The organism is Actinomadura vinacea (assembly GCF_039532545.1).
Lineage (GTDB): Bacteria > Actinomycetota > Actinomycetes > Streptosporangiales > Streptosporangiaceae > Spirillospora > Spirillospora vinacea.
The window spans coordinates 57,721-76,539 of sequence record NZ_BAAARW010000038.1; the positions used below are offsets into that span (position 1 = coordinate 57,721).

The window sequence follows — 18,819 nt, forward strand, 5'->3', positions numbered from 1 at the left end:
CTCCTAGTTTCCGGTGAGGTCGGCGAGGATCTCGGAGGCGACCACCGGGTCGAGCTCCCCGAAGGGGCTCCGGTCGTCGCGGTCGAAGAGATCCCTTCTCAGCTCGACGCATCTGATCGTCTGCACGGGCTCGGACGCGGGGTCGCGCAGCACGATCCCCGGGCTGAACTCCAGCCCGACGACCTGCTTCGCGGCGACCTCGCGCCCGATGATCCAGCGGCGCCCGCCGTGGCGTGCCGCGGCCTCGGCGACGGTGGCGTGGCCGTGCGAGCGGACGAGTTCGCGGAGCATCCTCTCCGCGAACTCGCGCTCGTGGCCGGGCTCGCCCAGCGCGTACGGCAGGAGGAACGGCGCCGCGGCCGGGCCGTGCGTCCTGAGCCAGGTCCAGGGGGTGGAGTGCCCTCGGTCCGCCCACTTGGGGTCGGAGAACCCGACCATCAGCCCGGCCACCTCCGCGTCCAGGAAGGGGGCCAGGGCACGCATCGTTTCGTGTTCGTCGGCGCGGGCGGCGTGCAGCGCCAGTGGGTGCGCGGCCAGTTCGTGGCGGGCGACGATGGCCCGGACGTGCTTCGGGCCGAGATCGTCCCAGTAACGCCGGTCTTCCAGCGCCTCGGCGGCGAGGTCGTCTGGGCCGTGCACCAGCAGGCGGGTGTAGAGGGTCGCGCGTCCATTGGCCGTTAGGTCGGTCAGGGGCTTGCCGCTGCGGATCCGTTCCGCCGTGGCGTTCCAGTCGTGGCCCTTGCCGGACGGCTCGGCCGGGGCGTCCTGCAGGAAGGACTTCCGCGTGCCCTCCGGCAAGGACACGACGGTCGGGGCGTCAGGCGGCTCCAGCCCTTTGAGGACGACCGGTTCCCAGGTCCAGGGCGGGTGGACCAGAAGCGGTGGCAGGGAGCTCACCGGGGCGTCCTGGACGTTCGACATCTCTTCCTAGTTTCCGTTCGTGAGGTCGGTGAGGTCGGCGAGGAGCTCCGACGCGGCCAGCGGGTCCAGGCTCCCGAAGGGTTCCCCGACCAGGCCTTTCGGCCCGAACTTGAGGTGTTCGACCTGGTCGATCTTCTGCGTGGGGGCGGAATCGGAGATCTTGCGGGCGATGCCGGGCCCGAACCGGACCTCGGTGTACCTTCCCTCGACGACAGGGGTCTGGAGCACCGTGCGGTTGTAGGACGCGCCGCGGCCCGTCTTGAGGCTCCAGTCTCCCTGGGCCAGGCGGGTGACGGCCGCGGTCGGCACCTCGGCGCCTTCGAACCGGGTCAGGCGGCTGGCCGCCTGCTCCTCCTCGCTGAGGCGGTGGACGGGCCGTCCCAGCTGGGGGAAGGGCTGGACGATCTCATAGTCCGCGAACACCTGGCCCCATGCGCCCAGCGCCGCGTCCAGGCGCACCGGATGGGCGAGGGCGATCCGGGCGGCGGGGGAGAGGACGAACTCTTTGTCGTCGATGTCGGCGAGGGAGCGGTCCTCGGCGATTCGGAACGCGGTGGCGGTCCCGTCGTGCTCGGCGATCCACACCAGGCGCCGCGCGAAGTGCCGCAGGAGCGGATGGTCGACGTAAAGGGCGCGGAACTCCTCCAGCGGCCAGTCGCGCCCGGTCAGCATCGCCTCGTGCAGCCGCTTGCGCTGCTCCGTGGCGATGGCCCGGACGCCCTTCTTCAGCTCGGTGAAACGCTGGTGGGCCGGGACGGCGATCTCGGCGTCGTCCTTGGGCCCGGGTTTGGGGAGCGACTTGCGGTGCTTGCCGGCATCGTCGATGACGTACGGCCTGAGCTGCTCGTCGAATCCGACGCGGAAGCGGCGGGCGCCGTAGTCGAGGGTCATGGCGCCCTCTGCGTCCAGCCCGAAGTCCGGGACCAGGCGGTCGAGGAGCCGCGCGGCCGTCGTGCCGCGGGTCCGCGCGGCACGTTCCAGGGCGTACTGCGCCTCTTCTCGGACGTTCTTGCTGGGGTGCGGATTGTCCGCGATCCGGTGCAGCGTGCGCAGTGCGGTGTCGCTGCCGATCGCCACGAACACGTTGAGGGCGTTGCGCGCCGCCCGCGGCCCGGCCCACCAGGACTCCCAGCCGGCGATGACCTCGGCGAGCCGCCGGGCGGTCTCGCCGTCGCCCAGGCGGCCCAGCGCGTACTGGATCCCGTCGGGCGCCCACGAATACCTGGCCGAATATTTGGTGAGGTCGACGGTGAGGTACAGCGCCCAGGCGAACTCCGCGAGCGAACCCGGGTCGCACACCTCGATGACCTGCTCGACGAACGAGTGCGGCCGGCCGGGCTTGGAGAGCAGCAGCAGCGCGGTGAGGTTCCGGGTCGCGGAAGCGGGCAGGGCCGCGTCCCGCCCGCGCAACAGGACCTGCGGCAGCTCTTCGGGAGCCCGGTTTCCGCCGGTCTTCGGCATGGACGCGGGGTACCGCAGCATCTCCATGGCCCTGACGGCCTCGGCGCCGTAGGGCGGCGCCGCCTGGAGGACGGCGTCGTCACCAAAGTCGGCGATGATCGTGCGGAGCAGGGACTCCGCACCGGTGCGCAGCGGACCGGGCCGGCCGAGCGCGTACGGGACGAGCAGCGGCGCGGCGGCCGCCCCATGCGTTCTCACCCACTCCCGCCCGACGCTGTCGCCGCCCGCGTCCTTCGCGACCATCACCTTCGCCGCGTCCGCGCTGAGGAACGCTTTGAGGGGGCGAGCCGAGTCGGGGTCCTCCCGCGCGGCGATGTGCAGCGCGAGGGGATAGGCCTTCAGCTCGTGCCGGACGACGACCCCGCCGAGCACCTGGAGGTCGGTGAACTCGTCCCAGTAGCGCCGGTCCTCCAGCAACTCGTGCGCGAGTTCCTCCGGTCCGTGCAGCAGCAGGCCCGCGTACAGGGGACCGCGGCCTTTGCCCGTGAGCTCGGTCAGGGCCCGCCCGCTGCGGAACCGTTCGGCGACGGCCTCCCAGTCGGCGTCCTTGCGGCCGCGCGAGCTCGCCTCTTCCTGGAGTCTCTCTCGCAGGTACGAATTCCAGGACACCGAGACGGGCGCCTGAGGTGCTTCCAGGTCCTCTCGGACGACCGGTTCCCAAGTCCAGGGCGGGTCGAGGAGGAGCGGTGGCAGGGAGTTTTCCGGGGCGTCCTGGACGTTCGACATCTCTTCCTAGTTTCCGGTCGTGGTGGTGAGGTCGGTGAGGTCGGTGAGGAGCTCGGACGCGACCACCGGGTCAAGGCTCCCGAGGGGGAGCGATTCCCTCCTGTAGGTGTTCGCGCCGACCTTGACGTGTTCGACCTTGTCGATCCGTTGGATGAGGGCGGGGTTCGGGCGCTTGGCGATGCCGGGCCCGAACCGGACCTCGACGCACCTGCCCATACCGTCGAAGGGGTACACGAGCAGATCGCGGTCTTGCCATCCATCGGGGCCCACCTTGAGGCTCCAATCTCCCCGGGCCAGGCGGGTGAATGCCTCGGTCGGCACCTCGGCGCCCTCGAATCGGGTCAGGCGACTGGTCGCCTGCTCTTCCTCGCTGAGGCGGTGGACGGGCCGTCCCAGCTGGGGGAAGGGCTGGACGATCTCGTAGTCCGCGAACAGCTGTGCCCACGCGTGCAGGGCGTCGTCCAGGCGCACCGGGTGGGGGAGGGTGATCCGGGCGGCGGGGGAGAGGACGAACTCCTTGTCGTCGACGTCGGCGAAGGAGCGGTCCTCGGCGATCCGGAACTCGGTGGCGGTCCCGCCCTGCTCGGCGGTCCACACCAGGCGCCGGGCGAAGTGCCGCAGCAGCGGATGGTCGACGTAGACGGCCCGGAACTCCTCCAGCGGCCAGTCGCGCCCGGTCAGCATCGCCTGGTGCAGCCGTTTGTGCTGTTCCGTGGCGATGGCCCGGACAGCCTTCTTCAGCTCGGTGAAGCGCCGGTGGGCCGGGACGGCGACCTCGGCGTCATCCTTGGGGCCGGGTTTGGGGAGCGACTTGCGGTGCTTGCCGGTGCCGTCGATGACGTACGGATTGAGCTGCTCGTCGAATCCGACGCGGAAGTTCCGGGGGCCGTAGTCGAGGGTCATGGCGCCGTCGGCGTCCAGCCCCAAGTCCGGGACCAGCCGGTCGAGGAGCCGCGCGGTCGTCAGGCCGCGCGCCTGGGCGGCGCGTTTCAGGGCGTGCTGCGCCTCCTCCCGGATGCTCTTGCTGGGGTGCGGTTTTTGCGCGATCCGGTGCAGCGTGCGCAGCGCGGTGTCGCTGCCGATCGCCACGAACACCTCGAGGGCGTTGCGCGCCGCCAGCGGTCCGGGCCACGCGGGCTCCCAGCCGGCGATGACCTCGGCGAGCCGCCGGACGGTCTCGTCGTCGCCCAGGCGGCCCAGCGCGTACTTGATGCCCTCCGGCGCCCACGAGTACGGGCTCGGTTCGGCGGTGATGCAGAGCGCCCAGGCGAACTCCGCGAGCGAACCCGGGTCGCACAGTTCGATGACCTGCTCGACGAACGAGTGCAGCGGGCCGGGCTTGGAGAGCAGCAGCAGCGCGGTGAGGTTCCGGGTCGCGGAGGCGGGCAGGGCCGCGTCCCGCCCGCGCAACAGGACTTGCGGCAGCCGTTCGGGGGCGTAGGGCTTCGGCATGGACGCGGGGTACCGCAGCATCTCCATGGCCCTGACGGCCTCGGCGCCGTAGGCCCGCCCCGCCTGGAGGACGGCGTCGTCACCGTGGTCCGCGATGATCGTTCGGAGCATCGCCTCCGCGGCGGTGCGCCGCGGACCGGGCCGGTCGAGCGCGAAGGGGACCAGCAGCGACGCCGCGGCGGCCCCGTGCGTGGCCGCCCAGTCCCGCCCGACGGTGTCGCCGCCTACCTCCTTCGCGACCATCACCTCCGCCGCGTCCGCGCTGAGGAACGGTTTGAGGAAAAGAGCCGAGTCGGGGTCCTCCCGCGTGGCGATGTGCAGCGCGAGGGGATAGGCCTTCAGTTCGTGCCGGACGACGACCCCGCCGAGAGCCTGGAGGTCGGTGAACTCGTCCCAGTAGCGCCGGTCCTCCAGGAGTTCGTGCGCGAGTTCCTCCGGCCCGTACAGCAGCAGGCTCGCATACAGGTAGCTTCGGTTCTTCGCATTGAGCTCGGACAGTGCCCGGCCGCTGCGGAACCGCTCGGCCACCGCCGCCCAGTCGGCGTCCTTGCGGCCAAGGAACTTCGCCTCCTTCTCGAAGCGGATGCGCAGGTACATGTCCCAGGTCACCGAGACGGGCGCCTGAGACGGTTCCAGGCCCTCCAGGACGATCGGCTCCCAAGCCCAAGGCGGGTCGACCAGAATGGCGGGAAGGGACTCGGCAAGAGCTTCCTCGATGCGGGGTTCCTGCATTGCTCCTACTGCGCGGTCAGGTCGGTGAGGTCGGCGAGGATCTCGGACGCGGCCACCGGGTCCAGGTTCCCGAAGGGGTCCCCGACGATGCCGTTCGCTCCGATCTCGATGTGTTCGACCCGGTCGATCCTCTGCGTGAGGGCGGAATCGGAGATCTTGCGACCGATACCGGGCCCGAACCGGACCTCGACGAGGTGGCCGCCGCCCTCGGGGCGGTACACGAGCCGCGTGCGGTTGTGGAAATCGCCGTAGGCCGTCTTGAGGGTCCAGTCCCCTTGGGCCAGACGGGTGAGGCCCGCGGTCGGCACCTCGGCGCCGTCGAACCGGGTCAGGCGGTCGGTCGCGCGCTCTTCCTCGCTGAGGCGGTGGACGGGCCGTCCCAGCTGGGGGAAGGGCTGGACGATCTCGTAGTCCGCGAACAGCTGTGCCCACGCGTGCAGGGCGTCGTCCAGGCGCACCGGGTGGGGGAGGGTGATCGCGGCGGCGGGGGAGGGGACGAACTCTTTGTCGTCGATGTCGGCGAGGGAGCGGTCCTCGGCGATTCGGAACGCGGTGGCGGTTCCGTCGTGCTCGGCGATCCACACCAGGCGCCGCGCGAGGTGCCTCAGCAGCGGATGGTCGACGTAGAGGGCGCGGAACTCCTCCATCGGCCAGTCGCGCCCGGTCAGCATGGCCCGGTGCAGCCGCTTGCGCTGCTCCGCGGCGATGGCCCGGACGCCCTTCCTCAGCTCGGCGAAACTTTGGTGGGCCGGGACGGCGAGCTCGGCGTCGTCCTTGGGACCGGGTTTGGGGAGCGACTTGCGGTGCTTGCCGGTGCCGTCGATGACGTAGGGCTTGAGCTGCTCGTCGAACCCGATGCGGAAGTTCCGGGGGCCGTAGTCGAGGGTCATGGTGCCCTCGGCGTCCAGCCCGAAGTCCGGGACCAGCCGGTCGCGGAGCCGGTCGAGGAGTCGCGCCACCGTCAGCCCGCGGGCCTCCGCGGCGCGCAGGCGGGCGTACACAGCCTGCTCCCAGACGTTCTTGCTGGGGTGCGGATCGTCCACGATCCGGTTCAGCGCGCGCAGCGCGGCGTCGCTGCCGATCGCCACGAGCACGTCAAGGGCGGTGCGCGCTGCCACCGGCCCGGGGCACGAGGACTCCCAGCCAACGATGACCTCCGCGACCCGCCGGACGGTCTCGTCGTCGCCCAGGCGGCCCAGCGCGAACTGGACGTCCTCCGGCACCAACCCGTCCCGGCTCAGTTCGGTGGTGTCGTACAGCGCCCAGGCGAACTCCGCGAGCGAACCCGGGTCGCACAGCTCGATGACGTCCTCGACGAACGAGTGCGGCCGGCCGGGCTTGGAAAGCAGCAGCAGCGCGGTGAGGTTCCGGGTCGCGGAGGCGGGCAGGGCCGCGTCCCGCCCGCGCAACAGGACTTGCGGCAGCCCCTCGGGGGCGCAGGGCTTCGGCATGGACGCGGGGTACCGCAGCATCTCCATGGCCCTGACGGCCTCGGCGCCGTAGGCCCGCCCCGCCTGGAGGACGGCGTCGTCACCGTGGTCCGCGATGATCGTGCGGAGCAGTGTCTCCGCGCCGGTGCGCAGCGGGCCGGGCCGGTCGAGCGCGTACGGGACGAGCAGCGGGGCGGCGGCGGCCCCGTGCGTTCTCGCCCAGGAAGGCCCGACGCTGCCCCCCGCCTCTTTCGCGACCAGCACCTCCGCCACGTCCGCGCTGAGGAACGCTTCGAGGGGGCGAGCCGAGTCCGGGACCTCTCTCCTGGCGACGTGCAGCGCGAGAGGATACGCCTTCAGCTCGTGCCGGACGACGATCCCGCCCAGCGCCTGGAGGTCGGTGAACTCGTCCCAGTAGCGCCGGTCCTCCAGGAGTTCGTGCGCGAGTTGCTCCGGCCCGTACAGCAACAGGCCCGCGTACAAGGGACCGCGGCCCTTGGCCGTGAGCTCGGTCAGCGCCCGGCCGCTGCGGAACCGCTCGGCCACCGCCGCCCAGTCGGCCTTCTTGCGGCCGCGCGAGGACGCCTCCTGCTCGAGGTGGTCGCGCCGGGACTCGCCCCAGGAGACCGCGACGGGCACCTGGGGCGGTTCCACGCCCTCCACGACGATCGGCTCCCAGCCCCAGGGCGGGGCGACCAGAAGGGCCGGAAGGGACTCTTCCGGGGCCTCTTCGATGCGGGCTTGCTGCATTGCTCCTACTGCGCGGTCAGGTCGGTCAGCACGGCGAGGACCTCGGACGCGGTCACGGGGTCGAGCTCGCCGAAGGTGCGGCCCACCGTCGACCCGTACGCGTACGAACTCGTTGCGATCACGACCTCACGGAGTTCCTGTTCGGGGAAGATGTCGATCGCGCCGACCGCGATGCCCGGGTTGAGATCGATGACGATGTACCGCTTCTCGGCGACGCGCAGCGAGATGCCGTGCTCGACGCCGCCGTCCTGCGGGGCGCCGCGCTCCCAGCCGTGCCGGGTCAGCCCCAGCACCTTGCCGGTCGGGACGGTCACGCCCTCGAACCGGGCCAGCCGCCCGGCGCCGCGCTCGGCGTCGGTGAGCGCGTGCACGGCCCGGCCGAGCTGCGGGAACGGCTGGGTGATCTCGTAGTCGGCGAACACCTCCGACCAGGCCGCCAGTTCCTCGCCCAGGTGCAGCGGGTGCGCGATCCCGATCTCGGCGGACGGGGACGGCGTGAAGGCCGCGTCCTCGACATCGGCGAACGTGCGGTCCTCGGCGATCCGGAACGAGCGGCCGTCGGCCAGCCACACCAGCCGGCGGGCGATGTGCCAGATCAGCGGGTGCCCGGCGAAGTAGGCCTGGAACTCCTCCGGCGTCCAGCGGCGCCCGGTGACCATGGCGGTCTCCAGGCGCTGGATCTGGTCGGCGGCGATCGTGCGGACGTCCTTCTTCAGCGCGCCGAACCGCTGGTGGGCGGCGGGGGCCAGCTCGGCGTCGTCCTTGGCGCCCGGCTTGGGCAGCGCCTTGCGGAGCTTGCCGGAGTCGTCCGCGATCTGCGGCCTGAGCTGCTCGTCGAACGAGATCCGGAAGGTGCGCGGGCCGTAGTCGAGCGTCATGCCGCCCTCGGCGTCCAGCCCGAAGTCCGGGACGAGCCGGTCGGCGAGCTGCTCGGTGGTCAGCCCGCGGGCCTCCGCCACCCTGTCGATCGCCAGCCGGGCCTCGGCCTTGAGGCCGTTGAACTTCACCTTCCGCGCGATGCCGTTCAGGTGGATCAGCGCCACGTCGGTGCCGATCGCGGTCAGCACCTCCAGCCCCCGCACCGCCTTGGCATGCCCCGCCTGGCCCGGCCAGGCCCGGATGACCGGTGTGACGCGCCGGACGGTCTCGTCGTCGCCCAGCCGGCCCAGCTGCGACAGCACCCAGGGGTTGCGGGACGGCTCGCCCGCCTTCCGCCACGCCTCGAAGATCGCCCAGGAGAACTCGGCGAGCGAACCGGGCGTGCAGAGCTCGAAGACCTCCCGCAGGTCCTCGTCCGCCGACAGCGCCATGAGCGACACCAGGTTGCCGGTCGCGGTGACCGGCAGCGCCTTGCCGTCCTCGCGCAGCACCGGCCGGGGCAGCTTGGCCGGGCGGAGCCAGGGCAGCTTCGGGGGCTTGGACGGGCCCTCGGCGGGCTTCTTGTGGACGTCGGCGACCGGCGCCCCCGCGCGCAGCGCCTCCGCGACGATCTCCGCGGCCTCGTCGCCGTGCACCCTCGCCGCCTCGACGACCGCGTCCCCGCCGTGCTGTTCGGCCACGAGCACCAGCGCGGCGGTGGCCTTCCTGCGGGCCGGGCGGCTCTTGCCCACCGCGTCCGGCACCAGGAACGGAACCGTCGCCAGGCCGTGGTTGCCGAAGTAGTCGCGGGTGTACTTCTGTGCCGTCTTCAGGCGGAACATCCAGTCGGCCATCAGGGCCACGACCTGCGCGTCGAGGAAGGGCAGGAGCGCCTCACCCGAGGCCGCCACGCTCTCCGCGACACCGTGCAGCACGGTGTCGCGGGCGTCCAGCCCGAACCGTGCCACGATCGGCTTGAGGGTGCGCGAGTGGTACGGCCCTATGTACCTGGGGCGCCAGTCGGACACCAGCGGGCGCAACTGCTCCTCGGGCCCCCTGGCGAACATGGCGCCCGCGGTCGGCGCGTACATGCTGGGCGGATCGGCCAGATACTGCTCTAGGCGCTCGTCCCAGTTCTCGCCGCCCCAGGTGTAGACGCCCGTCGCGGCCCACTGCTCCTGCTGCCCCGGTGCCCAGGCGATCGCCAGGCCGGACGGCGGCTCCAGGCCCGCCACGATCCGGAGCTCGGGCTCCTTCGGCTTGGCGGGCTTGGGCTCGCGCGCCGCCCGCTCCCACGGCGGATCCGCCAGGATCCGCGGGAGTGCCTCAAGGGGAGCCTCGTCGATCGCCGTATCGGTGCTCATGTCGCGCAACCGTAAGGCAGGCCTGCGACAGACCACCGTAAATTCGATCCAAAACGTTCAGATGCGTCGAAGCCGGACTCTCTGGATGTCGTGCTCGCGGCCCTTGTACAGGACGAGGGTGGCGCGGGCGCGGGTCGGCAGGATGTTGGACACCAGGTTGATCTCGTTGACGTCCCGCCACACCCCCTGCGCGAACGCGGTCGTCTCGTCCTCGTCCAGCTCGTGCGCGTACTTGTGGAAGAACGAGCGCGGATCGGTGAACGCGGTGCGGCGCAGGGCGAGCAGCCGTTCGATGTACCACTGGCGGATGTCCTCGACCCGGGCGTCCACGTAGATCGAGAAGTCGAAGAAGTCCGCCACGCCGAGCGCCCCCGCCGGCGGGGCCTGGAGCACGTTCAGCCCCTCGACGATCAGGATGTCGGGCCGCCGCACCGTCTGGGTCGCGCCCGGGACGATGTCGTACTCCAGGTGCGAGTAGACCGGGATCGTGTGCTCCGCGGCCCCCGCCTTGATCGCCGACACGAACCGCACCAGCGCCCGCCGGTCGTACGACTCGGGGAAACCTTTCCGGTCCATGATCCCGCGGTCGGTCAGCACCGCGTTCGAGTACAGGAAGCTGTCGGTGGTGACCAGTTCCACGGTGGGATGCTCGGGCCAGCGCGCCAGCAGCGTCCGCAGCAGCCGGGACGTGGTCGACTTGCCCACCGCCACGCTGCCCGCCACGCCGATGATGAACGGGGTCGGCGGCACCGCCTCGCCCAGGAACCCGCCGACGGTGTCGCGCAGCAGCCCCTCGCCCTGGAAGAACAGGTTCAGCAGCCGGGACAGCGGGAGGTAGACCTCCTCGACCTCGGTGATGTCGATCGGGTCGCGCAGCCCGCGCAGCGCGTCCAGCTCGCCCGGTGTCAGGGGCAGCGGAGTGTTCTCGCGCAGCGCCCGCCAGGCGTCGCGAGTCAGTTCCACGTAGGGGCTGGGGATGCTCGGAGGACTAGGCACGCCGTCCCATCCGCTCGTCATGGGTGAACTGTGTCACAGGTCACGGGTGTAACCGGCGTTTCACCGGGCGTCCACGCTATAGCCACGCTTCCACGCCACTCGCTGGTGGGTCCACGGAAGGCGAGCTAATAGGCTTGCCGTCATGTGCGGAATCGTTGGGTACGTCGGCCCCAAGCCGGCACTGGACGTCGTGGTCGAAGGGCTGGCGCGGCTGGAGTACCGCGGCTACGACTCGGCCGGGGTCGCCGTCCTGGCCGACGGGCGGCTGGGGACGGCCAAGCGCGCGGGCAAGCTGGTCAACCTGCGCAACGCGCTGGCGGACGAGCCGCCGCCCGCCGGGACGCTGGGCATGGGCCACACCCGGTGGGCGACGCACGGGCCGCCGAACGACCGCAACGCGCACCCGCACACCGACTGCTCCGGCACGATCGCGGTGATCCACAACGGGATCATCGAGAACTTCGCCGCGCTGCGGGCCGAACTGGAGGAGCGCGGCCACAAGCTGAACTCCGACACCGACACCGAGTCGGTCGCCCACCTGCTGGAGGACGAGCTCGCCGCGGTCGGCGACGGCGGCCTGGCGGAGGCAATGCGCCGGGTCTGCGGGCGGCTCGAAGGGGCGTTCACGCTGGTGGCGGTGCACGCCGGCGACCCCGACCTGGTGGTCGGCGCCCGCCGCAACTCGCCGCTGGTGGTCGGGGTCGGCAAGGGCGAGAACTTCCTGGCCAGCGATGTGGCCGCGTTCATCGCCCACACCCGCGACGCGATCGAGCTGGGCCAGGACCAGGTGGTCGAGCTGCGCGCGGACGGGGTGCGGGTCACCGACTTCGAGGGCCGCCCCGCCGAGGTGCGGGAGTACCACGTCGACTGGGACGTGTCGGCCGCGGAGAAGGGCGGCTTCGACTACTTCATGCTCAAGGAGATCGCCGAGCAGCCGCGGGCGGTCGCCGACACGCTGCTCGGCCGGGTCGGCGCCGACGGCCGGCTCACGCTGGACGAGATGCGCATCTCCGACCAGGAGCTGCGCGAGGTCGACAAGATCATCATCGTGGCGTGCGGCACGTCCTACCACGCCGGGCTGATCGCCAAGTACGCCATCGAGCACTGGGCCGGGCTGCCCTGCGAGGTGGAGCTGGCCAGCGAGTTCCGCTACCGGGACCCGATCCTGAGCCGCAGCACGCTGGTCATCGCGATCTCCCAGTCCGGCGAGACGATGGACGCGCTGATGGCGGTGCGGCACGCCCGCGAGCAGCACGCCAAGCTGCTGGGCATCTGCAACGTCAACGGCTCGACGCTGCCGCGCGAGTGCGACGGCGTGCTGTACACGCACGCGGGCCCGGAGATCGCGGTCGCCTCGACCAAGGCGTTCCTGACCCAGCTGGTGGCCGTGTACCTGATCGCGCTCTACCTGGCGCAGGTGCGGGGCACCAAGTGGGGCGACGAGGTGTTCGCCATGGTCCAGCTGCTGGCGCAGATGCCGGACAAGGTCGACAAGGTGCTGGAGACCATGGAGCCGGTCCGGGAGCTGGCCCGGTCGCTGGCGGGCGAGCGGTGCGTGCTGTTCCTGGGACGGCACGTGGGCTTCCCGGTGGCGCTGGAGGGCGCGCTCAAGCTCAAGGAGCTGGCCTACATGCACGCCGAGGGCTTCGCGGCGGGCGAGCTGAAGCACGGTCCGATCGCGCTGATCGAGGAGGGCCTGCCGGTCGTGGTGGTGGTCCCGCCGCGGGCCCGGGACGTGCTGCACGACAAGATCGTGTCCAACATCCAGGAGATCCGCGCCCGCGGCGCCCGCACCATCGTGATCGCCGAGGACGGCGACTCGTCGGTGGAGCCGTACGCCGACACGCTGATCCCGGTGCCGGCAGTGCCGACACTGCTGCAGCCCCTGGTGACCACCGTGCCGCTCCAGGTGTTCGCCTGCGAGCTGGCCACCGCCAAGGGCCACGACGTCGACCAGCCCCGGAACCTGGCCAAGTCCGTCACCGTGGAGTGAGAATTCCACCATTTCGGACTTTTATTTGTCCGGTCGTCCCGGTGAAAGTTACGTGTCGTTTTTCACCTTCATGACAAGGTCGCGCCAAGCCGCCGGGGTGAGGCACAGGAAGGGCTCGTCCGGCACCGTTCCGTCCCGCACGGCGATGGCCCGGCCGGCCGGCGCGGCCATTGCGGCCACGTCGACGCAGCCATTGCTGGCCTGGCAGCGGCGGCTGCGCCGCCAGTGGATCCGGGTCGCTCCGTCGGGTCGCATGCGACCTCCTCGATGGGGCCGGCCCGGGTGGCCGGCGCGAGTCGTATCCACCCGCCATTAAAGGTCAACAGGCGGCTCACCATCACGCCACCGCATAGTGGCGTGCTGTGGCGGCGTCCATGGCGGCGAGGACACGGTGCCGTCAAGGGAAGATAAACGGGCACAACGGATATATCCAGATATGATGAGGGGCCCTGCCTTCCCGGCCGGGCCCCTCATCGCGTGTCCTCAGAGGGACAGGTCAAGATCTCCGAGCTTGATCCGGTCGGTGAACGCGCGCCATTCCCGGGACGAGAACAGCAGGACCGGACTGGCGTCGCCGTGCTTGGCGTCCCGGGCGGCGATCGCCCGTGCGGACGCCATGGCGGCGATTTCGACGCAAGTGCCGTTGGCTGCGCAACGGCTGCTCTTGCGCCAGGAGATCGGACGGTTTTCAGCGGAGGCCACGCGACATCCTTTAGTTCAGAGACCGCGGTCTGGTATATGTTCCTGCCATGCGTCGAGAACCCTGGCGATGAAGTCTCGGGATTCGGCAGGACCCAGCGCCGCCTCGGCCAGTCTGTCGTGGGCGAGCCGGTAGAGATGCGTGGTCACCTCGTCCTCGAAATGGCTCACCGCCAGACTCTCGGTGTGCACGATATCGGGGAACGTGACGTCATGCGAACTCGCGAACTCAAGGAGTGTGAAAGAGCCTTCCATGAGTGGGTGTGGTGCGTTTAGCGGGAAGATCTGCAGGCGTATATTGGGCAACTGCATTACCCTGATCAAATGGTGCATCTGTTGCACCATGACCGAATTATCCCCGACCAGTCGCCAGAGCGCCGATTCGTCGATCACGATCCACAGCTCCACCGAATGGGCCTGCCGGCTCAGGATTCCCTGGCGGCGCATGCGCACCTCGACCCGGCGGTCGATCTCCCGCGGCGGGGTCGCGGCGATCGTGTTCCAGCCCGACACCACCTCGCGCGCGTACGCCCCGGTCTGCAGCAGCCCGGGGATGGTGTGCGTCTCCCACTGCCGGATCAGGCCGGCCTCGTCCTCCATCGCGATGTAGTCGGGGTAGCCGCCGATCAGGTCGCGGTACTCCTCCCACCAGCCGCGCTCGGCGGCGTCGTGCGCCAGCGCGATGATCTCGTCGCGGCGGACCCCTCCGACGTCGTACAGGTCCAGCAGCAGCCGGACGTCGGAGATCTTGGCTCCGGTGCGGGCGTTCTCGATCCGGCTGACCTTGGCGGTCGACCAGCTCAGCCGGTCGGCCACCTCGTCCCCGGTCATCGGGACCTGCTCGCGCAACCTGCGCAGTTCGGCGGCGAGCCGGCGCTGGCGGACGGAAGGACGTGGGGATGCGCTCATCGCGGCGGCCTCTCCTGCCCGACTCCGGCGGGGATTCTCAAGTTCGGATGGGGGATTTTGCGCACAGGGAAAACCGTAACTTGCACGGCAAGCTGCGCGCACTCGTCTTTCGATCAAAGGCCCACTGTATTCCGCGGGCCGTTCCGGCAGTTCCGTCCGGACGACGTCGTGGAATTCTCAGCCACCGGGAGCGGCGTGGGAACCTGGACCGGTGATCGTGGGAGTGGGCATCGACGTGGTCGACATCACCCGTTTCGAACGGTCCCTGGAGCGCACTCCGGGGCTGCGGGAACGGCTGTTCACCGAGGTGGAGCGGGACATGGCCGGGCGGTCGCTGGCGGCCCGGTTCGCGGCCAAGGAGGCGCTGGCCAAGGCGCTGGGCGCACCCCGCGGCCTGTTGTGGACCGATGCCGAGATCGGCCGGGCCGAAGACGGGCGCCCCGTCCTGCGGGTGGCCGGGACGGTCGCCGCCGCGGCCGCCGAACGCGGCGTCGCCCGCTGGCACCTGTCGCTCAGCCACGACGGCGGCATCGCCACCGCGGTCGTGATCGCCGAATCGGAGTGAGCCGCCCGCGGGCCGGGGATCGTCCAGGGGAGCGAACTGGGGATGGGGTGCGGATGAGGTACGCGCACGAGGTCGGGAAGGTGCGGACGGCCGAGCGGGCGCTGATGGCCAGGCTCCCGGAGGGGGCGCTGATGCAGCGGGCCGCCGCCGGGCTCGCGGCCGTCTGCGCCGGGCTGCTCGACCGGGTGTACGGGGCGGACGTCGTACTGCTGGTGGGCGGCGGCGACAACGGCGGCGACGCCCTGTACGCGGGCGCCCGGCTGGCGCGCCGGGGCGCCAGGGTCACGGCCGTCCGGGCGGGCGCCAGGCTGCACGAGGGCGGGCTCGGCGCGCTGCGGGCGGCCGGCGGGCGGCTGGCCGGGCCGGACGGCGCGGCGGCCGGGCTCGTCGACGGCGCCGACCTGATCGTCGACGGGCTCACCGGGATCGGCGGCACCGGCGGGCTGCGCGAGCCGCACGCCACCCTGGCCGGGCTCGCGTCCGCGTCCCCCGCGACCGTGGTGGCCTGCGACGTGCCCAGCGGGGTGGACGCCGGCACGGGACGGGTCGACGGCGCCGCCGTCCGGGCCGACGTGACCGTCACGTTCGGCACCCACAAGCCCGGCCTGCTGATCGACCCGGGCGCGGCGCACTGCGGCGTGGTGGAACTGGTGGACATCGGGCTCGGCCCCGACCTGCCCGACCCGGACGTGGTGGCGGCCCGGCCCGAGGACGTCCGGCCGCCGGAGCCGCTCCCCGAGTCCGACAAGTACCGGCGCGGCGTGGTCGGCATCCTCGCGGGCGGGGAGGAGTTCACCGGGGCCGCCGTGCTGTGCGCGGGCGGGGCCGTGCACGGGGGAGCGGGCATGGTGCGGTTCGCGTCCGTGCCGCACGCGGTCGAGCTCGTCCGGCACCGCTGGCCCGAGGCCGTCACGACCGTCATCGAGCCGAAGCCGGAGGAGCTGGAGCGGGTCGGGCGCGTCCAGGCGTGGGTCGTCGGCCCCGGCCTGGGGACGGGGGAGGAGGCCGAGGCCCTGGTCCGGGCGGTGCTCGGCACCGACCTGCCGGTCCTGGTGGACGCCGACGGGCTGACCGTCCTGGCGCGCCGCCGTGACCTGCTGCGCCGTCCCGCGCCGACGCTGCTGACCCCGCACGCGGGCGAGCTGGCCCGGCTGATCGGCGCCGACCGGGAGGCGATCGAGGCGCGGCGGCTGGAGCACGTGCGCCAGGCCGCCGCCGAGCTGCAGGTGACCGTGCTGCTCAAGGGGTCGACGACGCTGGTCGCCGAGGAGGGCCGCCCGGTGCGGGTCAACCCGACCGGGACGCCCAGGCTGGCCACGGCCGGGACCGGGGACGTGCTGTCCGGCCTGGTCGGGGCGCTGCTGGCCGGAGGCATGCCCGCGCTCGACGCGGGCGCGTCCGGGGCGTACCTGCACGGGCTGGCCGCCCGGATCGCCGCGGCGGGACCGGCCGAGGAGTGGGAGGGGGAGGCGCCGATCAGCGCCCACGACGTGATCACCGCGCTCCCCGCCGCCTTCCGCGCGCTCGGCTAGGGGCGAACCTCATAGCGGGCGGCGACGTCCAAATGGGTGGAATACCGCATTTGAGCAGGCAGGTTCATGGTCCATTAGGGCCGCGGGGACGGCACACTGGGTAAGCATGAGGAGTCCAGCGGAGGCACGCGTCGATCTCGACGCCATCAGCGGCAACGTCGCCTTGCTGCGTGAGCGCGCCGGCGGCGCCGAGGTCATGGCGATGGTGAAGGCCGAGGCCTACGGCCACGGGCTGGTGCCCGCGGCCCGCGCCGCGGTGGCCGGCGGCGCGTCCTGGCTGGGCGTCGCCAAGCTCGCCGAGGCGCTGCGGCTGCGCGCGGCCGGGGTGACCGGAGTGCGCACGCTGGTGTGCGTCGGCGTGCCGGGCGAGCCGTACGAGGACGCCGTCGCGGGCGACATCGACCTGACCGCGGGGGCGCCCTGGCTGGTCGAGGAGATCGCCGCCGCCGCGGAACGGGCCGGCCGCCCCGCGCGGGTGCACCTCAAGGCCGACACCGGCATGTCCCGGGGCGGTGCGTGGGGCGAGGAGTGGCCGCCGCTGGTGGAGGCCGCGCTGGCCGCCGAGGCCGCCGGGACGCTGCGCGTGGTGGGGCTGATGTCGCACTTCGCCTGCGCGGACGAGCCGGGCCATCCGTCGATCGCGCGGCAGCTGGCCGTCTTCACCGAGATGGTCGAGTACGCGGAGAAGGCCGGGGTCAGGCCGGAGGTCCGGCACCTGTCCAACTCCGCCGCCGCGCTCACCCTGCCCGAGGCCCGGTTCGACCTCGTCCGGCCCGGCATCGCCACCTACGGGCTGACGCCGGTGCCGCATCTGGGCGGTTTCGGGCTGCGGCCCGCGATGACCTTGGTCGCCGACACGGCCCTGATCAAGCGGGTCCCCGGCGGCAGCGGCGTGTCGTACGGGCACACCTACGTCACCGAACGGGAGACGAACCTGGCCGTCGTACCCGCCGGTTATGGCGACGGGATCCCCCGCCACGGGTCCAATCTGCTGGAGGTGCTCGCGGGCGGCCGGCGGCGGCGGATCGCGGGCCGGGTGTGCATGGACCAGTTCGTCATCGACCTGGGGGACGACGAGCTCGCCGCCGGGGACGAGATCATCCTGTTCGGCCCCGGGGACCGGGGCGAGCCCACCGCCCAGGAGTGGGCGGACGCGCTGGGAACGATCTCGTATGAGATCGTCACCCGCATCGGGTCGAGGGTCCCCCGGGTGTATTCGGGGAGTGCCGCCGGAGGGAGCGTGCATGGCTAGCAGTCGCAGGCGCAGGATCGGCGTCGTCGGAGCGGTCGCGGGCATCGGCGCCGCGGGCGTGGGCGCCGCCGTGGGGCTGCGCCGGCTGGCGGTGGGACGGGTCAGGCTGCGCCCCGACCCGGACGCCGACGAGCCGTTCGGCGAGCTGCGCGGCCGGCCGCTGACCGTCCTGGCCGACGACGGGGTGCCCCTGCACGTGGAGATCGACGGCCCCGACGACGCCCCGCTGACACTGGTGTTCAGCCACGGTTACACGCTCAACCAGGACGCCTGGCACTTCCAGCGCCGCGACCTGCCCCGGCTGCGGCCCGGCGAGGCCCGTCCGCGGCTGGTGTTCTGGGACCAGCGCAGCCACGGGCGGTCCGGGCGCAGCAAGCCGACGCACGCCACGATCGACCAGACCGGGAGCGACCTGTACGCGGTGCTGCGGGCCACGGTCCGGCCGGGCGCGCCGGTCGTCCTGATCGGTCACTCGATGGGCGGGATGTCGGTCATGGCGCTGGCCGACCGGCACCCGGAGCTCTTCGACGGCGCCGCGCGCGCCGCGTCCGGCAAGGGGCGGAAGGCCGGCAAGGGCAAGAGCGCGAAACCGGAAGCGGACGGCGGGCCGCGCGTGGTCGGGGTCGCGCTGATGAACACCTCCTGCGGCGACCTCGGCCAGATGACGCTGGGGCTGCCGCTCGTCCTGGCCAAGGTGCTGCGCCCGCTGGCGCCCGGCACGCTGCGCGGCCTCGGCCGCCAGGCCGACCTGGTCGACCGGGCCCGCGCCCTCGGCGCCGACCTGGCGTTCATCGTCACCCGGCACATGGCCTTCGCCGACAAGTACGTGAGCCCCACCGTGGTCGACTTCCTGGAGCAGATGATCAGGGCCACCCCGATCGACGTGATCGCCGAGTTCTACCCGGAGCTGATCGCGCACGACAAGGCGGCGGCGCTGGAGGCCATCGGCCGGGTGCCGGTACTGGTGCTGTCCGGCGGCGAGGACCGGCTGACCCCGTGCGAGCACGGCCGGAGCATCGCCGACACGCTGCCCGACGCCGAGTACGTCGAGGTGGGCGAGGCCGGGCACGTGCTGCCGCTGGAGTATCCGGGCGTGGTGACCGGCGGGGTGCGCCGGCTGATCGACCGGGTCCGGCTGGACCGCGAGGAACGCACGGCCTGATCGGAGATGGGCGTCGA

14 protein-coding genes are annotated in these 18,819 nt (G+C 72.0%); 5 read left to right on the forward strand and 9 right to left on the reverse strand.

Going from position 1 to position 18,819, the window contains the following annotated elements:
* Positions 1–3: 3 nt before the first annotated feature.
* Genes ABD340_RS40080 through coaA form a run of 6 tightly spaced genes read right to left on the reverse strand, consistent with a single transcriptional unit; the run spans position 4 to position 10,711 of the window.
* Positions 4–921: a hypothetical protein gene (locus tag ABD340_RS40080; RefSeq protein ID WP_344596442.1), complete on the reverse strand. Its 918-nt coding sequence runs from the start codon at positions 919–921 to the stop codon at positions 4–6.
* A 6-nt stretch (positions 922–927) separates the two neighbouring features.
* Positions 928–3,108 carry a DUF4132 domain-containing protein gene (locus ABD340_RS40085; RefSeq protein WP_344596444.1) on the reverse strand — a complete coding sequence of 727 codons (2,181 nt, stop codon included), beginning with the start codon at positions 3,106–3,108 and terminating at the stop codon, positions 928–930.
* Between the two features lie 6 nt (positions 3,109–3,114).
* Positions 3,115–5,292, reverse strand: coding sequence for a DUF4132 domain-containing protein (locus ABD340_RS40090; RefSeq protein WP_344596446.1), 2,178 nt, complete (start codon positions 5,290–5,292; stop codon positions 3,115–3,117).
* Between the two features lie 5 nt (positions 5,293–5,297).
* Positions 5,298–7,472 carry a DUF4132 domain-containing protein gene (locus ABD340_RS40095; RefSeq protein ID WP_344596448.1) on the reverse strand — a complete coding sequence of 725 codons (2,175 nt, stop codon included), beginning with the start codon at positions 7,470–7,472 and terminating at the stop codon, positions 5,298–5,300.
* Positions 7,473–7,477: 5 nt separating this feature from the next.
* A complete protein-coding gene (locus ABD340_RS40100) occupies positions 7,478–9,694 on the reverse strand; it encodes a DUF4132 domain-containing protein (protein ID WP_344596450.1) in 2,217 nt (738 codons plus the stop codon).
* Positions 9,695–9,751: 57 nt separating this feature from the next.
* On the reverse strand, positions 9,752–10,711 hold the full coding sequence (coaA, locus tag ABD340_RS40105; RefSeq protein ID WP_344596452.1) for a type I pantothenate kinase: 960 nt from the start codon (positions 10,709–10,711) through the stop codon (positions 9,752–9,754).
* Positions 10,712–10,832: 121 nt separating this feature from the next.
* On the opposite strand from coaA, the gene glmS reads away from it, so the two are divergent.
* A complete protein-coding gene (gene glmS / locus ABD340_RS40110) occupies positions 10,833–12,683 on the forward strand; it encodes a glutamine--fructose-6-phosphate transaminase (isomerizing) (protein WP_344596454.1) in 1,851 nt (616 codons plus the stop codon).
* A gap of 48 nt (positions 12,684–12,731) precedes the next feature.
* Here the strand turns inward: glmS and ABD340_RS40115 are convergent, their stop codons facing one another.
* From ABD340_RS40115 to ABD340_RS40125, 3 genes are all read right to left on the reverse strand, one after another.
* On the reverse strand, positions 12,732–12,938 hold the full coding sequence (locus ABD340_RS40115; RefSeq protein ID WP_344596456.1) for a DUF397 domain-containing protein: 207 nt from the start codon (positions 12,936–12,938) through the stop codon (positions 12,732–12,734).
* A gap of 228 nt (positions 12,939–13,166) precedes the next feature.
* Positions 13,167–13,385 carry a DUF397 domain-containing protein gene (locus ABD340_RS40120; RefSeq protein ID WP_344596458.1) on the reverse strand — a complete coding sequence of 73 codons (219 nt, stop codon included), beginning with the start codon at positions 13,383–13,385 and terminating at the stop codon, positions 13,167–13,169.
* A gap of 15 nt (positions 13,386–13,400) precedes the next feature.
* Positions 13,401–14,291, reverse strand: a complete 891-nt coding sequence (locus ABD340_RS40125; protein ID WP_344596787.1) for a helix-turn-helix domain-containing protein — start codon at positions 14,289–14,291, stop codon at positions 13,401–13,403.
* A gap of 211 nt (positions 14,292–14,502) precedes the next feature.
* Between ABD340_RS40125 and ABD340_RS40130 the strand changes: the two genes are divergently transcribed.
* The 4 genes from ABD340_RS40130 to ABD340_RS40145 all read left to right on the forward strand — a co-directional run bounded on the left by ABD340_RS40130 (position 14,503) and on the right by ABD340_RS40145 (position 18,802).
* On the forward strand, positions 14,503–14,856 hold the full coding sequence (locus ABD340_RS40130) for a holo-ACP synthase (protein WP_344596459.1): 354 nt from the start codon (positions 14,503–14,505) through the stop codon (positions 14,854–14,856).
* 53 nt (positions 14,857–14,909) lie between these two features.
* Positions 14,910–16,388: an NAD(P)H-hydrate dehydratase gene (locus tag ABD340_RS40135; RefSeq protein WP_344596461.1), complete on the forward strand. Its 1,479-nt coding sequence runs from the start codon at positions 14,910–14,912 to the stop codon at positions 16,386–16,388.
* A 106-nt stretch (positions 16,389–16,494) separates the two neighbouring features.
* The gene (gene alr, locus ABD340_RS40140; RefSeq protein WP_344596463.1) at positions 16,495–17,640 is read left to right on the forward strand and encodes an alanine racemase; all 1,146 of its coding nucleotides are present in this window, start codon (positions 16,495–16,497) and stop codon (positions 17,638–17,640) included.
* Positions 17,633–18,802: an alpha/beta fold hydrolase gene (locus tag ABD340_RS40145; RefSeq protein ID WP_344596465.1), complete on the forward strand. Its 1,170-nt coding sequence runs from the start codon at positions 17,633–17,635 to the stop codon at positions 18,800–18,802. The genes alr and ABD340_RS40145 overlap by 8 nt, the downstream gene beginning before the upstream one ends.
* Positions 18,803–18,819 lie beyond the last annotated feature (17 nt).

What these genes read in the sequence shown, in the direction of transcription:
- coaA (WP_344596452.1), bottom strand. Translation starts at nt 10,711, where the DNA reads ATGACGAGCGGATGGGACGGCGTGCCTAGTCCTCCGAGCATCCCCAGC.
- ABD340_RS40095 (WP_344596448.1), bottom strand. Translation starts at nt 7,472, where the DNA reads ATGCAGCAAGCCCGCATCGAAGAGGCCCCGGAAGAGTCCCTTCCGGCC.
- ABD340_RS40115 (WP_344596456.1), bottom strand. Translation starts at nt 12,938, where the DNA reads ATGCGACCCGACGGAGCGACCCGGATCCACTGGCGGCGCAGCCGCCGC.
- alr (WP_344596463.1), top strand. Translation starts at nt 16,495, where the DNA reads ATGAGGAGTCCAGCGGAGGCACGCGTCGATCTCGACGCCATCAGCGGC.
- ABD340_RS40135 (WP_344596461.1), top strand. Translation starts at nt 14,910, where the DNA reads ATGAGGTACGCGCACGAGGTCGGGAAGGTGCGGACGGCCGAGCGGGCG.
- ABD340_RS40145 (WP_344596465.1), top strand. Translation starts at nt 17,633, where the DNA reads ATGGCTAGCAGTCGCAGGCGCAGGATCGGCGTCGTCGGAGCGGTCGCG.
- ABD340_RS40125 (WP_344596787.1), bottom strand. Translation starts at nt 14,291, where the DNA reads ATGAGCGCATCCCCACGTCCTTCCGTCCGCCAGCGCCGGCTCGCCGCC.
- ABD340_RS40090 (WP_344596446.1), bottom strand. Translation starts at nt 5,292, where the DNA reads ATGCAGGAACCCCGCATCGAGGAAGCTCTTGCCGAGTCCCTTCCCGCC.
- ABD340_RS40085 (WP_344596444.1), bottom strand. Translation starts at nt 3,108, where the DNA reads ATGTCGAACGTCCAGGACGCCCCGGAAAACTCCCTGCCACCGCTCCTC.
- glmS (WP_344596454.1), top strand. Translation starts at nt 10,833, where the DNA reads ATGTGCGGAATCGTTGGGTACGTCGGCCCCAAGCCGGCACTGGACGTC.
- ABD340_RS40080 (WP_344596442.1), bottom strand. Translation starts at nt 921, where the DNA reads ATGTCGAACGTCCAGGACGCCCCGGTGAGCTCCCTGCCACCGCTTCTG.
- ABD340_RS40100 (WP_344596450.1), bottom strand. Translation starts at nt 9,694, where the DNA reads ATGAGCACCGATACGGCGATCGACGAGGCTCCCCTTGAGGCACTCCCG.